Here is a 14,755-nt window from a genome sequence, read left to right as displayed (position 1 = left end):
GTCCGGGGCCATGATGGACGCACCCGCTGCCGATCGGTTCAATGTCTCACGCTGGGCACTCGAGCATGCCGCGCTGACGCGCTACCTGATGGTGGTGCTGATGGTGCTGGGCTTCGTGGCCTACTTTCAGCTGGGGCAGGACGAGGATCCTCCGTTCACCTTCCGCGTGATGGTGGTGCAGGCCTTCTGGCCCGGCGCGACCGCGCAGCAGATGGCCGAGCAGGTGACCGACAAGATCGAGCGCACGCTGCAGGAGGTGCCCTATGCCGACAAGATCCGCAGCTACACCAAGCCCGGCGAGTCGCTGACGCTGCTGCAGATCAAGGACTCGTCGCCGGCGCGCGAGGTGCCCAACGTCTGGTACCAGGCGCGCAAGAAGCTGGGCGACGCGCGAGGCCAGTTGCCCTCCGGCGTGCAGGGCCCGTTCTTCAACGACGAGTTCGGCGACGTCTATGGCTCGATCTACGCGCTGTCGGCTGACGGCTTCAGCGACGAGGAGCTGCGCCAGCAGGCCGAGTCGCTGCGCACACGGCTGCTGCGGGTGCCCGACGTGGCGAAGGTCGAGCTGTTCGGCGTGCAGGCGGAGAAGGTGTACATCGAGATCCCGCAGAAGCGGCTGGTGCAGCTGGGCATCGACCTGAACGCGGTACTGGCCCAACTGGGCGCGCAGAACGCGGTGGAGGGCGCCGGGGCCTTCCATGTCGCCGGGCAGACGGTCCAGGTGCGCATCGGCGGCCAGTTCAATTCGATCGACGAACTGCGCGCCTTCCCGATCCGCGCGGTGAACGCGAGCACCGGCGCGGCCAGCAGCCTGCGGCTCGGCGACATCGCGACGATCCAGCGCGCCTATGTGGACCCGCCGAGCGTCAAGGTGCGCCACCAGGGCCGCCCGGTGATCGCGCTCGGCATCTCGATGTCGCGCGGTGGCGACATCATCGAGCTCGGCAAGAACCTGCAGGCGGCCACCGCGAAGATCCAGGCCGACCTGCCGATGGGTGTGGAGCTGTCGCAGATCCAGGACCAGCCGCAGGCGGTGTCGCGCTCGGTGGGCGAGTTCGTGCGGGTGCTGATCGAGGCGGTGGTGGTCGTGTTGGCGGTGAGCTTCATCGCACTGGGCCTGCACTCCAGGCCGCTGCGCATCGACGTGCGACCCGGGCTGGTGGTGGCCATCACGATCCCGCTCGTTCTGGCGATCACCTTCATCACGATGTACTACTGGAGCGTGGGCCTGCACAAGATCTCGCTCGGCGCGCTGATCATCGCGCTGGGCCTGCTGGTCGACGACGCCATCATCGCCGTCGAGATGATGGTGAGAAAGCTCGAGGAGGGCTACGACAAGGTCCGCGCCGCCACCTTCGCCTACGAACTGACCGCGAAGCCGATGCTGACCGGCACGCTCATCACCGCCGCCGGCTTCCTGCCGATCGGGCTGGCGAAATCGGTGACGGGCGAATACACGTTCGCGATCTTCGCCGTGACCACGGCCGCGCTGCTGATTTCCTGGGCGGTGTCGGTGTACTTCGTGCCCTACCTCGGACTGCTGCTGCTCCAGGCCAGGCCGCACGCGGCGGGCGAAGCCGCGCACGAGCTGTTCGACACACCGTTCTACACGCGCTTTCGCGCGCTCCTGAACTGGTGCGTGGCGCACCGCTGGCTGACCATCGGCGCGACGCTGCTGGTGTTCGCGCTCGGTATCGTCGGCATGGGTCGGGTGCAGCAGCAGTTCTTCCCCGACTCGAGCCGCCCGGAGATCCTGGTCGACCTGTGGCTGCCGGAGGGCGCCTCCTATGCGGCCAGCGAGGACGTTGCCAGGCGCTTCGAGGCCCGCCTGATGCGGGAGCCCGGGGTCGACGCCGTGACCACCTGGGTCGGTTCGGGTGTGCCGCGCTTCTACCTGCCGCTAGACTTCGTGTTTCCGCAGACCAATGTGTCGCAGTTCATCCTGCTGCCCAAGGACCTGGCGGTGCGCGAAACGCTGCGTCGCAAGCTGCCGGCGCTGCTGGCCGAGGAGTTCCCGGAGGTGCGCGGGCGGGTCAAGCTGCTGCCCAACGGGCCGCCAGTGCCCTATCCGGTGCAGTTCCGGGTAATCGGCGACGACGTCCAGGCGGTGCGGCAGTGGGCCGACGAGGCCAAGGCCATCCTGCGCGGCAACGCCGGCATGCGCGGCGTCAACGACAACTGGAACGAGTCGGTGAAGGTGCTGCACCTCGATGTGGACCAGGACAAGGCCCGCGCGCTCGGCGTCACCAGCCAGGCCATCGCCCAGGCCTCGCGCACGGTGCTGACCGGCAGCACGGTGGGCCAATACCGCGAGGGCGACCGGCTGATCGATATCGTGCTGCGCCAGCCGGCCGACGAGCGCAACGCGCTCACCGACCTGGCCAATGGCTACGTCCCGACCGCGAGTGGCCGCTCGATTCCCCTGACCCAGATCGCCAAGGTCGGCTTCACCTGGGAACCGGGTGTGCTGTGGCGCGAGGGGCGGCATTACGCCGTCACCGTGCAGGGCGACGTGGCCGAAGGCCTGCAGGGCGCCACCGTGACGGCGCAGCTGTGGCCGCAGCTCGAACAGCTGAGCCAGCGCATGCCGCCGGGCTACACGATCGAGATCGCCGGTGCGGTGGAAGAGAGCAGCAAGGGCCAGGGATCGATCGCCGCCGGGGCGCCGCTGATGCTGTTCATCATGTTCACGCTGCTGATGCTGCAGCTGCACAGCTTCAGTCGTGCGGTGCTCGTGTTCCTGACCGGTCCGCTGGGCATCGCCGGCGTGGCGGCCGCGCTGCTGCTGCTCGGGCGGCCGTTCGGCTTCGTCGCGTTGCTGGGTGTGATCGCGCTGAGCGGCATGATCATGCGCAACTCGGTGATCCTGATCGACCAGATCGAGCAGGATCGCGCGCGTGGCATCCCGGCCTGGACGGCCATCGTGGAGTCGGCGGTGCGGCGCTTCCGCCCGATCGTGCTGACGGCCGCTGCCGCGGTGCTGGCGATGATCCCGCTGACCCGCAGCGTGTTCTGGGGGCCGATGGCGGTGGCGATCATGGGCGGGCTGATCGTTGCCACCGCACTGACGTTGCTGGCCCTGCCGGCGATGTATGCGGCGTGGTTCAGGGTCCGGCGCCCTGAACTGGAAGCCAGCTAAAATCTCCGGTCGACCGAATCGGCGCCCCGGCGAAGCGGTGCACCGAACTCGACCGAACTCGACGAACAAGGGCCGGCGGGCCCTTGTTCAATTTCCAGCGCGGGTGGCGAAATTGGTAGACGCACCAGGTTTAGGTCCTGACGCCCGCAAGGGTGTGCGGGTTCGAGTCCCGCCCCGCGCACCACACGCATCCTTCAGTCCAGCGAGAGAGTACAGATCATGGCTGTCACCGTCGAAACCCTCGAGAAGCTCGAGCGCCGCATCACCCTCACCCTGTCGGCCGACACGATCAAGAACGAGGTCGAAACGCGCCTGAAGCGCCTGGCCAAGACGGTCAAGGCCGACGGCTTCCGCCCCGGCAAGGTGCCGATGAGCGTGGTGGCGCAACGCTATGGCTACTCGGTCCAGTACGAGGTGATGAACGACAAGGTCGGCGAGGCCTTCAGCAAGGCCGCCAACGAGGCGCAGCTGCGCGTCGCCGGCGCGCCGCGTATCTCCGAGAAGGAAGGTGCGCCCGAAGGCGAGCTGGCCTTCGACGCGACCTTCGAGGTCTATCCGGACGTGAAGATCGGCGACCTGTCGGCCACCGAGATCGACCGCGTGAGCACCGAGGTGACCGACGCCGCGATCGACAAGACGCTGGACATCCTGCGCAAGCAGCGCCGCACCTTCGCACAGCGCGCGGCGGGCGAAGGCGCGGTCGACGACGATCGTGTGACGATCGACTTCGAGGGCAAGATCGACGGGGTGCCGTTCGACGGTGGCAAGGCCGAGGCCTTCCAGTTCATCCTCGGCGAAGGCCGCATGCTGGAGGCCTTCGAGAAGGCGGTGCGCGGCATGAAGACCGGCGAGTCCAAGACCTTCCCGCTGCAGTTCCCCGAGGACTACCAGGGCAAGGAAGTGGCCGGCAAGGAAGCCGACTTCCTGGTGACGCTGACCAAGATCGAGGCGCAGCACCTGCCGGAGGTCGACGAGGCCTTCGCGCAGTCGCTGGGGATCCAGGACCCGACCCTCGAAGGCCTGCGCGCCGACATCCGCAAGAACCTCGAGCGCGAGGTCAAGAACCGCCTGATCGCCCGCAACAAGTCGGCGGTGATGGAGGCCCTGATCAAGGTGGCCGACCTCGACCTGCCGAAGGCGCTGGTGCAGAACGAGACCGACCGCATGATCGAGGGCGCCCGCGCCGACCTGAAGCAGCGTGGTATCAAGGACGCCGACAAGGCGCCGATCCCCGCCGAGATCTTCCACGAGCAGGCCGAGCGGCGAGTGCGCCTGGGCCTGGTGGTGGCGGAGCTGGTGCGCACGAACCAGCTGCAGGCCAAGGGCGAGCAGATCGGTGCGCACATCGAGGAGATGGCGCTGAGCTACGAGAAGCCCGAGGAGGTCCGCCGCTGGTACTTCGGCGACCGGCAGCGCCTGGCCGAGGTCGAGGCCCTGGTGGTCGAGAACAACGTCACCGAGTTCGTGCTGTCGAAGGCCAAGGTCAGTGACAAGCAGCTGCCGTTCGACGAGTTGATGGTCTGACCCGGCAGAGCTGTCTCCGAAGGCGCCGTGCCGCGAGGCCGGCGCCTTCTTGCCATCTCTCGAGGCCTGCTCTTGACGCGACATAATCAAGCCGCATCTGAAGCAGGTCGTCGAATCAAGGAGTGCCATGAGCGCGCTGGAAACACAGAATCTGGGCATGGTGCCCGTCGTCATCGAGCAGTCGGGCCGCGGCGAACGCGCCTACGACATCTACAGCCGTCTGCTGCGTGAACGCGTGATCTTCCTGGTCGGTCCAGTCAACGACCAGACGGCCAATCTGGTGGTGGCGCAGCTGCTGTTCCTGGAGAGCGAAAACCCCGACAAGGACATCTCGCTGTACATCAATTCCCCAGGCGGCTCGGTCAGCGCCGGCCTGTCGATCTTCGACACCATGCAGTTCATCAAGCCCGACGTGTCGACGCTGTGCATGGGCATCGCGGCGAGCATGGGGGCCTTCCTGCTGGCCGCCGGCGCCAAGGGCAAGCGTTTCGCGCTGCCGAACTCGCGCGTGATGATCCACCAGCCCTCGGGCGGGGCCCAGGGCCAGGCGACCGACATCGAGATCCAGGCGCGCGAGATCCTGAAGCTGCGCGAGAGCCTCAACGGCATCCTGGCCGAGCGCACCGGCCAGTCGCTGGAGAAGATCCGCGCGGACTCGGAGCGCGATTACTTCATGTCGGCCGAGGAGGCCACTGGCTACGGCCTGATCGACAAGGTGATCTCGAAGCGCGCCTGACCCGAATGGCCGGGTAACTGGGTGGGCAACGGGGCCTTTTTCGACGCCAAGGCCCCGTTTTCTTTTCCCTTATCATTCTTGTCACTCCCCAGACGGCTCGTCCCATGCCCGAGAAAAAAGGCTCCTCCAGCGAAAAAGTGCTGTATTGCTCGTTCTGCGGGAAGAGTCAGCACGAGGTGAAGAAGCTCATCGCCGGCCCGTCGGTGTTCATCTGCGACGAGTGCATCGAGCTGTGCAACGACATCATCCGTGACGAAGTGCCCGCGGAAAGCGCGGACGCGAAGGCGGCCAAGAGCGACCTGCCGGTGCCCGGCGAGATCAAGGCCAGCCTGGATCAGTACGTGATCGGACAGGAGCCGGCCAAGCGCACGCTGGCCGTCGCGGTCTACAACCACTACAAGCGCCTCAAGCATGTGCAGGGCGTGGGCAAGAAGGAGGACGTGGAGCTCGCCAAGAGCAACATCCTGCTGATCGGCCCCACCGGTTCCGGCAAGACACTGCTGGCGCAGACGCTGGCGCGGCTGCTCAACGTGCCGTTCGTGATTGCCGATGCCACCACGCTGACCGAGGCCGGTTACGTGGGCGAGGATGTCGAGAACATCATCCAGAAGCTGCTGCAGAACTGCAACTATGAGGTCGAGCGCGCGCAGCGCGGCATCGTCTACATCGACGAGATCGACAAGATCTCGCGCAAGGCCGACAACCCTTCGATCACACGCGACGTTTCGGGCGAGGGTGTGCAGCAGGCGTTGCTCAAGCTCGTCGAGGGCACGATGGCCAGCGTGCCGCCGCAGGGCGGCCGCAAGCACCCGAACCAGGACTTCCTGCAGATCGACACCACCAACATCCTGTTCATCTGCGGCGGCGCCTTCGACGGTCTCGAGAAGGTGATCCAGAACCGCTCCGAGAAGTCGGGTATCGGCTTCGGCGCCAGCGTGCAGAGCAAGACCGAACGCAAGGTCAGCGAAGTGTTCCGCGAGGTGGAGCCCGAGGACCTGATCAAGTTCGGTTTGATCCCTGAACTGGTCGGCCGTCTGCCGGTGGTCGCCACGCTGGGCGAGCTGACCGAGGACGCGATGGTGCAGATCCTCACCGAGCCGAAGAACGCGCTGGTCAAGCAGTACCAGAAGCTGTTCGCGATGGACGGTGTCGAGCTCGAGATCCGGCCGTCGGCGCTGACCGCCATCGCCCAGAAGGCGCTGGCCCGCAAGACCGGTGCGCGCGGGCTGCGCTCGATCATGGAGCACTCCCTGATGGACACCATGTTCGATCTGCCCACCATGGATGGCGTCCAGAAGGTCGTGCTCGACGAGCACACGATCGAAGAACACACCAAGCCGCTGCTGGTCTACCGCGAACAGAAGGCCAGCGCCTGAGGCCGTAGGCGCATCCGAGGCCGGCCCGTCACCGCTCCGCCTGCCACCGTCGCCGCCACCCAGGCTCCCTTCTTGCAATTCCCCGCTCGGGCTCCATCTGCGCCTGAGAAAGAGAGGCCTCCATGTCCGGACATCCCGTTCTTCCCGCCGACCCGATCACGCTGCCGCTGTTGCCGCTGCGCGATGTGGTCGTGTTCCCCCACATGGTGATCCCGCTGTTCGTCGGCCGCCCCAAGTCCATCAAGGCGCTGGAAGCCGCGATGGAAGCCGGCCGCCAGATCATGCTGGTGGCTCAGAAGGCCGCTGGCAAGGACGAACCCAAGGCCGACGACATGTTCGACATCGGCTGCGTCTCGAGCATCCTGCAGATGCTGAAGCTGCCCGACGGCACGGTGAAGGTGCTGGTCGAGGGCATGCAGCGCGCCACCACCGTCAGCATCGACGACAGCGGCGAGTACTTCACCGCCGAAGTGGCCCCGATCCCGCCCGAGCAGGGCGCCTCGCCGGAAGTCGAGGCGCTGCGCCGTGCCGTGACACAGCAGTTCGACCAGTACGTCAAGCTCAACAAGAAGATTCCGCCCGAGATCCTGACCTCGATCGCCGGCATCGACGACGCCGGCCGCCTGGCCGACACGATCGCCGCTCACCTGCCGCTCAAGCTCGAGAACAAGCAGGCGATCCTGGACCTCGACTCCGTGAACGCGCGGCTCGAGAAGCTGCTCGAGCAGCTCGAGCACGAGGTCGACATCCTGCAGGTCGAGAAGCGCATCCGCGGCCGCGTCAAGCGCCAGATGGAGAAGAGCCAGCGCGAGTACTACCTGAACGAGCAGGTCAAGGCGATCCAGAAGGAGCTTGGCGAGGGCGAAGAAGGTGCGGATCTCGAGGAGCTCGAGAAGAAGATCATCGCCGCCAAGATGCCCAAGGACGCGCGCAAGAAGGCCGACGCCGAGCTGAAGAAGCTCAAGCTGATGTCGCCGATGTCGGCCGAGGCGACGGTGGTGCGCAACTACATCGACACCCTGGTCAACCTGCCCTGGGCGAAGAAGACCAAGATCAAGCACGACCTGCTCAATGCCGAGGACGTGCTCAACGAAGATCACTACGGCCTCGACAAGGTCAAGGACCGCATCCTCGAGTACCTCGCGGTGCAGGCGCGCGTGGACAAGGTCAAGGCGCCGATCCTGTGCCTGGTCGGCCCCCCGGGGGTCGGCAAGACCTCGCTCGGCCAGAGCGTGGCGCGCGCGACCGGACGCAAGTTCGTGCGCATGGCGCTCGGTGGTGTGCGCGACGAGGCCGAGATCCGCGGTCATCGCCGCACCTACATCGGCTCGATGCCGGGCAAGGTGCTGCAGAGCCTGACCAAGGTGGGCACGCGCAACCCGCTGTTCCTGCTCGACGAGATCGACAAGCTGGGCATGGATTTCCGCGGCGACCCTTCGTCGGCGCTGCTGGAAGTGCTCGATCCCGAGCAGAACCACACCTTCAGCGACCACTACATCGAGCTCGATTTCGACCTCAGCGACGTGATGTTCATCGCCACGTCGAACTCGATGAACATCCCGCCGGCGCTGCTGGACCGGATGGAGGTGATCCGCCTGTCCGGCTACACCGAGGACGAGAAGCTCAACATCGCGCAGAAGTACCTGCTGCCCAAGCAGTGCAAGAACAACGGCGTGAAGGAAGAGGAACTCGATGTCACCGAGAGCGCGCTGCGCGGCATCATCCGCTACTACACGCGCGAAGCCGGTGTGCGCTCGCTCGAACGCGAGATCAGCAAGATCTGCCGCAAGGTGGTCAAGGGGCTGTCGCTGAAGAAGTACGCTGGCCGCGTCGTCGTCACCGACGAGAACCTCAACGAGTTCCTGGGCGTCCGCAAGTTCGACTACGGCCGCGCCGAGAAGGAAGACCAGGTAGGCCAGGTGGTCGGTCTGGCGTGGACCGAGGTGGGCGGCGATCTGCTCACCATCGAGGCGGCGGTGATGCCTGGCAAGGGCAACATCATCCGCACCGGTTCGCTGGGCGACGTGATGAAGGAATCGGTCGAGGCGGCCCGTTCGGTGGTGCGCTCGCGCGCCCGCCGCCTGGGCATCAAGGACGAGCTGTTCGAGAAGCGCGACATCCACATCCACGTGCCCGACGGCGCGACGCCGAAGGACGGGCCGAGCGCCGGTGCGGCGATGACGACGGCCTTCGTGTCGGCGCTGACCGGCATCCCCGTGCGCTCGGATGTCGCAATGACCGGCGAGATCACGCTGCGCGGTGAGGTCACGGCGATCGGCGGGCTCAAGGAGAAGCTGCTCGCGGCCCACCGAGGCGGCATCAAGACCGTGATGATCCCGGAAGAGAACGTCAAGGATCTCCAGGACATCCCCGAGAACGTCAAGAACCACCTCGAGATCGTGCCGGTGCGCTGGATCGACAAGGTGCTGGAGGTCGCGCTGACGGCCCTGCCGCAAGCGCTGGTCGACGAGGAGCCCAAGCCCGAGACGCCCAAGCCCGACGCGGCACCGGCGGCTGGTGGCGAAGTGATCAAGCATTGAGCCGGAAGCGCGGTGGTGCGCTTGCATCACTGTGCAGGCTTCGGCTATACTGCGAGGCTCGCAAGGAAGCGATTCCTTGCGAGCAGGCAGTGAAAAGTGTGCGGGAATAGCTCAGTTGGTAGAGCGCAACCTTGCCAAGGTTGAGGTCGCGAGTTCGAGCCTCGTTTCCCGCTCCAGTCTTGCGATGAAAGGGAAGCTCATGCTTCCCTTTTTTGTCAGCGGTTCTTTGTCAGAATTGTCGGCATTGCCGGCATCTTCGAGAGCGGCACCAGGGCGCGGTAGCAAAGCGGTTATGCAGCGGATTGCAAATCCGTCCAGGGCGGTTCGACTCCGCCCCGCGCCTCCAGTCTCCGCTCGATGGCCCAGTGCCTCTTCGTCGCCTCGCTCCAGCGGGGCGTTTATGTTTCCGGCCTCCTGTGCGGCGCTACCATGCGTGCAGGCCTCGATGGCGAAATTGGCAGACGCAGCGGACTTGAAATCAATTTGAGCGCCCGCGCAGAAACGCGCGGGATGGATCCCGTCAAATTCGGAGAACCCCCTGCGGTGCGTTACGCATCGCGAGGCAACGCCGAGCCAAGCCGCAGCCGGGCCGGGGCGGAAGGTGTAGAGAGCGGACGGCGGGCACCTAAGGCGCAAGCGATGGTGAAGGCGCGCTCCAGACCCCGAACGTGCACAGCGCTGGCTGCGCGCGGCGGCGAAAGCCGTAGCAGGTAAGAAAATCCGCCGGACCCTGACCGGTCCATCCCGGTTCGATCCCGGGTCGAGGCACCACCGAGCCCGCTGCGGGCGGCTTTACCGTCTGCCGTGCGGCGTTTCGCGCATGCGTGTGCCTCGCCTCAGGCCGCCGGGAGTTGTCGCGTCTCGACCTCGAAATCCAGCCACCGGCCGGCGACCAGTGTCAGGGTCGCCAGGTCGCCGGTGGTCCACAGCCGGGCAGCGGCGTGTGCGTGGGCGGACCGCAGGCCGACGATGAGCTGCTGCACGCGTCGCGCCACGGCGTCGGCCGTGTCCACCAGCTGCACCCCGGCGCCGAGCGCTCGCTGGATGTGCTGCGCGACGAACGGATAGTGCGTGCAGCCCAGCACCACGGTGTCGACATCCGCCTTGCGCAGTGGGGCCGTGTACCGGTCCACCAGGGCCAGCACCTCGGCGCTGTTGGCATCGCCGGCCTCGATCGCGTGCGCGAGACCGGCGCAGGCCTGCAGATGGAGCTGGGCACCCTGCGCATGCGAACTGACGAGCCGGCGGAACTTGTCGCTGGCCAGCGTGCCGCGCGTCGCCATCACGCCGATGCGGCCGCTGCGGCTCAGTGCGATAGCGGGCTTGATGCCGGGTTCGACCCCGACGAACTGCACGTCGGCATGCTCCTCGCGCAGCGCGCGGACCGCCGCGGCAGTGGCGGTGTTGCAGGCCACCACAATGAGCTGAGCGCCTTCGCGCAGCAGGTGGGCGGTCAGCACGCGCGAGCGCTCGATCACGTAGCCTTCGTCGCGCTCTCCATACGGGGCGAAGCCCGAGTCCGCGACGTACAGCAGCTGCGAATGCGGCAGGTGGCGGTGCAGTGCGCGCAACACCGACAGCCCGCCGACGCCGGAATCGAACACGCCGATGCAGGCGGCGGGGGGGCGGTCGTCCAGCGGCGCGGCGGTGTTCGTCATGGGCGCGCGAGTCTAGCAAGTGGCCGGATCGCGCAGTTCGACGCCCTTCATTGACGCCATCGGACATGTCTGGCAGGTGTGGTGATCGGTATCATCCCGTCGAAACTGAACGATCGTGCTTTTTTGTGGGGCGCCGCCCGGGTCGGGCAGGTGGGCTCCATAGAATCGCAGCGCAGGTTTGCATCAATTCCGGAGAAGATCGAATGAAGGCACTGGTCGCCGTGAAGCGCGTGGTGGACTACAACGTGAAGGTTCGCGTGAAGAGCGACGGCACGGGGGTGGACACCGCGAACGTCAAGATGAGCATGAATCCGTTCGACGAGATTGCCGTCGAAGAGGCGGTGCGGCTCAAGGAGAAGGGTGCGGTCAGCGAAGTCATCGCCGTCTCCTGCGGCGTCACCCAGTGCCAGGAGACCCTGCGCACCGCGATGGCCATCGGCGCCGACCGCGCCATCCTGGTCGAATGCACCGAAGAGCTCCAACCGCTGGCGGTCGCCAAGCTCCTCAAGGCCCTGGCCGACAAGGAACAGCCCCAGCTCGTCATCCTCGGCAAGCAGGCCATCGACGACGACTGCAACCAGACCGGGCAGATGCTCGCCGCGCTGGCCGGCTGGCCCCAGGCCACCTTCGCCAGCAAGGTCGAGATCGCCGACGGCCGCGCCCAGGTCACGCGCGAGGTCGACGGTGGCCTGGAGACCGTCTCGGTCGCGCTGCCGGCGGTGGTCACCACCGACCTGCGCCTCAATGAGCCGCGCTACGTGACGCTGCCCAACATCATGAAGGCCAAGAAGAAGACCCTCGAGGTCGTCAAGCCGGCCGACCTGGGCGTCGATGTCACGCCGCGCCTCAGGACGCTCAAGGTGAGCGAGCCGCCCAAGCGCGGCGCCGGCATCAAGGTGCCCGACGTTGCCACGCTCGTGGCCAAGCTCAAGACCGAAGCCAAGGTGATCTGAACATGACCACACTCGTCATCGCCGAACACGACCACGGCAGCCTCAAGGGCGCCACCCTGAACACCGTCACCGCCGCGCTGCAATGCGGCGGCGAGGTCCACGTGCTGGTCGCCGGCCACCAGGCCGCCGCGGCGGCGCAGGCGGCCGCACAGATCGCCGGCGTGACCAAGGTGCTGCACGCCGACGCGCCCCAGCTCGCCGAGCAACTGGCCGAGACGGTGGGGGCGCAGGTGCTGGCCCTGGCCGGCGCCTACAGCCACCTGCTGTTCCCGGCCACCGCCCACGGCAAGAACGTCGCGCCGCGCGTCGCGGCGCTGCTCGATGTCGCGCAAGTCAGCGACGTGACCCGCGTCGACAGCCCCGACACCTTCGAACGGCCCATCTACGCCGGCAACGCGATTGCCGTGGTGCAGAGCAGCGACAAGGTGAAGGTCCTGACCGTGCGCACCACCGGCTTCGACGCCGCGGGCACGGGCGGCAGCGCGCCGGTGGAGAGCGTGGCGCCGGTGGCCGACGGCGGCAGCAGCCGCTTCGTCGGCCGCGAGGTCACCAAGAGCGACCGGCCCGAGCTCACCGCCGCCAAGATCATCGTCAGCGGCGGACGGGCGCTGGGCAGCAGCGACAAGTTCAACGAGGTGCTCACGCCGCTGGCCGACAAGCTCGGCGCCGCGCTCGGCGCCAGCCGTGCGGCAGTGGATGCCGGCTACGCGCCCAACGACTGGCAGGTCGGCCAGACCGGCAAGATCGTCGCGCCCAGCCTGTACATCGCCGCCGGCATCTCCGGGGCCATCCAGCACCTCGCGGGCATGAAGGACTCCAAGGTGATCGTCGCGATCAACAAGGACCCCGAGGCCCCGATCTTCAGCGTCGCCGACTACGGCCTCGAGGCCGACCTGTTCGAGGCCGTGCCGGAGCTGGTCCGGCAGCTCTGAGGTCGACTGCATTCCCCACCCCGGCATCCGAACGCGACGAACCGCGTCCGGGCGCCTCATCGAGCCGACAGAAGCTCGGCCTTCCAGGAGACACGTCATGAGCTACCAGGCCCCCGTCAAGGACATGCTGTTCTGCATGCAGGAACTCGCGGCACTCGAGGAAGTGGCCAAGTTGCCGGGCTTCGAGGACGCCGGCGTCGACACGGCCCAGGCCGTGCTCGAGGAGTGCGCCAAGTTCAACGAGGGGGTGGTGGCACCGCTCAACTGGGAAGGGGACAAGCAGCCCTCGTCCTGGAAGGATGGTCGTGTCACCACGACGCCGGGCTTCAAGGAGGCCTTCCGCGGGTTCGTCGAGGGTGGCTGGCAGGGGCTGCAGCATTCGGTCGACTTCGGCGGCCAGGGCCTGCCCAAGACCATCGGCTCGGCCTGCGGCGAGATGCTCAACAGCGCCAACCTCAGTTTCGCGCTGTGCCCGCTGCTGACCGACGGCTGCATCGAGGCGCTGCTGACCGCCGGCTCCGAGGCGCAGCAGCAGACCTACATCCCGAAGATGATCTCCGGCCAGTGGACCGGCACGATGAACCTGACCGAGCCGCAGGCCGGCTCCGACCTCGCACTGGTGCGCACGCGCGCCGAGCCGCAGCCCGATGGCAGCTACAAGCTGTTCGGCACCAAGATCTTCATCACCTACGGTGAGCACGACATGGCCGAGAACATCGTCCATCTGGTGCTGGCCCGCGTCAGCGGCGCGCCGGAGGGCGTGAAGGGCATCTCGCTGTTCATCGTGCCCAAGTTCCTCGTCAAGGCCGATGGCTCGCTTGGCGAGCGCAACGACGTGCACTGCGTCAGCATCGAGCACAAGCTGGGCATCAAGGCCAGCCCGACCGCGGTGCTGCAGTACGGCGACCACGGCGGCGCGGTGGGCTACCTGGTCGGGCAGGAGAACCGCGGCCTCGAGTACATGTTCATCATGATGAACGCGGCCCGCTACGCGGTCGGCGTGCAGGGCATCGCGGTCGCCGAGCGCGCCTACCAGAAGGCCGTCGCCTATGCGAAGGACCGCGTGCAGAGCCGCCCGGTCGACGGTTCGGTGCGTGGCAGCGCACCCATCATCCACCACCCCGACGTGCGCCGCATGCTGATGACGATGCGGTCGCACACCGAGGGCTGCCGCGCGATGGCGATCGTCGCTGCCGCCGCTTACGACGCGGCGCATGCCCACCCCGATGCCGAGGTGCGGGCGCAGAACGAGGCCTTCTACGAATTCATGGTGCCGCTGGTCAAGGGCTACAGCACCGAGATGAGCGTCGAGGTCGCGAGCCTGGGCGTGCAGGTGCACGGCGGCATGGGCTACATCGAGGAGACCGGCGCGGCGCAGTACTACCGCGACGCCAAGATCCTGACCATCTACGAAGGCACCACCGCGATCCAGGCCAACGACCTGGTGGGCCGCAAGACCGCGCGCGACGGCGGTGGCACGGCCAAGGCGATCGCGGCCCAGATCGCGCGCACCGAGGCCGAGCTCGCGGCGCGCGACAGCGTTGCGGCCCGCGCGGTGCTCAAGCGCCTGACGGCCGCGCGCACCGCCTTCGAGCAGGTGGTCGATTTCGTCGCCGGCCAGACCAAGGCCAGCCCGAATGCCGTGTTCGCCGGCAGCGTGCCCTACCTGCTGCTGGCCGGCAGCCTGATGGCCGGCTGGCAGCTTGCCCGGGCGCTGCTGGTGGCCGAGACGCGCGCCGCGGCCGGCGACGACGTGGCCTTCATGAACGCCAAGGTGGCCACGGCGCGCTTCTACGCCGAGCACCAGCTGAGCAAGCTGCCCGGCCTGCGCGACAGCATCGTCGAGGGGGCCGACTCGGTCACCGCGCTGGCGCTCGACGCGTTCTGAGCGGCGGGT

9 protein-coding genes and 3 tRNA genes are annotated in these 14,755 nt (G+C 67.1%); 11 read left to right on the top strand and 1 reads right to left on the bottom strand.

Annotated features, from left to right (window positions below; all coding sequences use genetic code 11):
• Nucleotides 1-13: 13 nt before the first annotated feature.
• From C1M51_RS01840 to C1M51_RS01805, 8 genes are all read left to right on the top strand, one after another.
• Nucleotides 14-3,139, top strand: a complete 3,126-nt coding sequence (locus C1M51_RS01840) for an efflux RND transporter permease subunit (RefSeq protein WP_129447970.1) — start codon at nucleotides 14-16, stop codon at nucleotides 3,137-3,139.
• A 97-nt stretch (nucleotides 3,140-3,236) separates the two neighbouring features.
• Nucleotides 3,237-3,323 (top strand) — tRNA-Leu (locus C1M51_RS01835).
• A gap of 35 nt (nucleotides 3,324-3,358) precedes the next feature.
• Nucleotides 3,359-4,663, top strand: coding sequence for a trigger factor (gene tig, locus C1M51_RS01830; protein WP_129447969.1), 1,305 nt, complete (start codon nucleotides 3,359-3,361; stop codon nucleotides 4,661-4,663).
• 127 nt (nucleotides 4,664-4,790) lie between these two features.
• Nucleotides 4,791-5,399 (top strand): ATP-dependent Clp endopeptidase proteolytic subunit ClpP, encoded by a 609-nt coding sequence (gene clpP / locus C1M51_RS01825; protein WP_129447968.1) that lies wholly within the window; start codon nucleotides 4,791-4,793, stop codon nucleotides 5,397-5,399.
• 104 nt (nucleotides 5,400-5,503) lie between these two features.
• Complete coding sequence (gene clpX, locus C1M51_RS01820; protein ID WP_129447967.1) at nucleotides 5,504-6,775, top strand: ATP-dependent Clp protease ATP-binding subunit ClpX; 1,272 nt, start codon at nucleotides 5,504-5,506, stop codon at nucleotides 6,773-6,775.
• Between the two features lie 122 nt (nucleotides 6,776-6,897).
• Nucleotides 6,898-9,315 carry an endopeptidase La gene (lon, locus tag C1M51_RS01815; protein WP_129447966.1) on the top strand — a complete coding sequence of 806 codons (2,418 nt, stop codon included), beginning with the start codon at nucleotides 6,898-6,900 and terminating at the stop codon, nucleotides 9,313-9,315.
• A gap of 100 nt (nucleotides 9,316-9,415) precedes the next feature.
• Nucleotides 9,416-9,491 (top strand) — tRNA-Gly (locus C1M51_RS01810).
• Between the two features lie 96 nt (nucleotides 9,492-9,587).
• Nucleotides 9,588-9,661, top strand: a tRNA-Cys gene (locus tag C1M51_RS01805).
• A gap of 490 nt (nucleotides 9,662-10,151) precedes the next feature.
• On the opposite strand, the gene murI is transcribed toward C1M51_RS01805, so the two are convergent.
• Entirely contained in the window at nucleotides 10,152-10,973 is an 822-nt protein-coding gene (murI, locus tag C1M51_RS01800; protein ID WP_129447965.1) for a glutamate racemase, read from the bottom strand.
• Between the two features lie 203 nt (nucleotides 10,974-11,176).
• On the opposite strand from murI, the gene C1M51_RS01795 reads away from it, so the two are divergent.
• The 3 genes from C1M51_RS01795 (at nucleotide 11,177) to C1M51_RS01785 (ending at nucleotide 14,746) form a co-directional block, all read left to right on the top strand.
• Nucleotides 11,177-11,926 (top strand): electron transfer flavoprotein subunit beta/FixA family protein, encoded by a 750-nt coding sequence (locus C1M51_RS01795; protein WP_129447964.1) that lies wholly within the window; start codon nucleotides 11,177-11,179, stop codon nucleotides 11,924-11,926.
• Nucleotides 11,927-11,928: 2 nt separating this feature from the next.
• Complete coding sequence (locus C1M51_RS01790; RefSeq protein ID WP_129447963.1) at nucleotides 11,929-12,858, top strand: electron transfer flavoprotein subunit alpha/FixB family protein; 930 nt, start codon at nucleotides 11,929-11,931, stop codon at nucleotides 12,856-12,858.
• Nucleotides 12,859-12,955: 97 nt separating this feature from the next.
• A complete protein-coding gene (locus C1M51_RS01785) occupies nucleotides 12,956-14,746 on the top strand; it encodes an acyl-CoA dehydrogenase (protein ID WP_129447962.1) in 1,791 nt (596 codons plus the stop codon).
• Nucleotides 14,747-14,755: the final 9 nt, after the last annotated feature.

It is taken from the genome of Methylibium sp. Pch-M (assembly GCF_004136295.1).
GTDB lineage: Bacteria > Pseudomonadota > Gammaproteobacteria > Burkholderiales > Burkholderiaceae_C > Methylibium > Methylibium petroleiphilum.
Note: the sequence above shows the minus strand (reverse complement) of the source record. Positions and strands in the feature narration are given on the sequence as shown.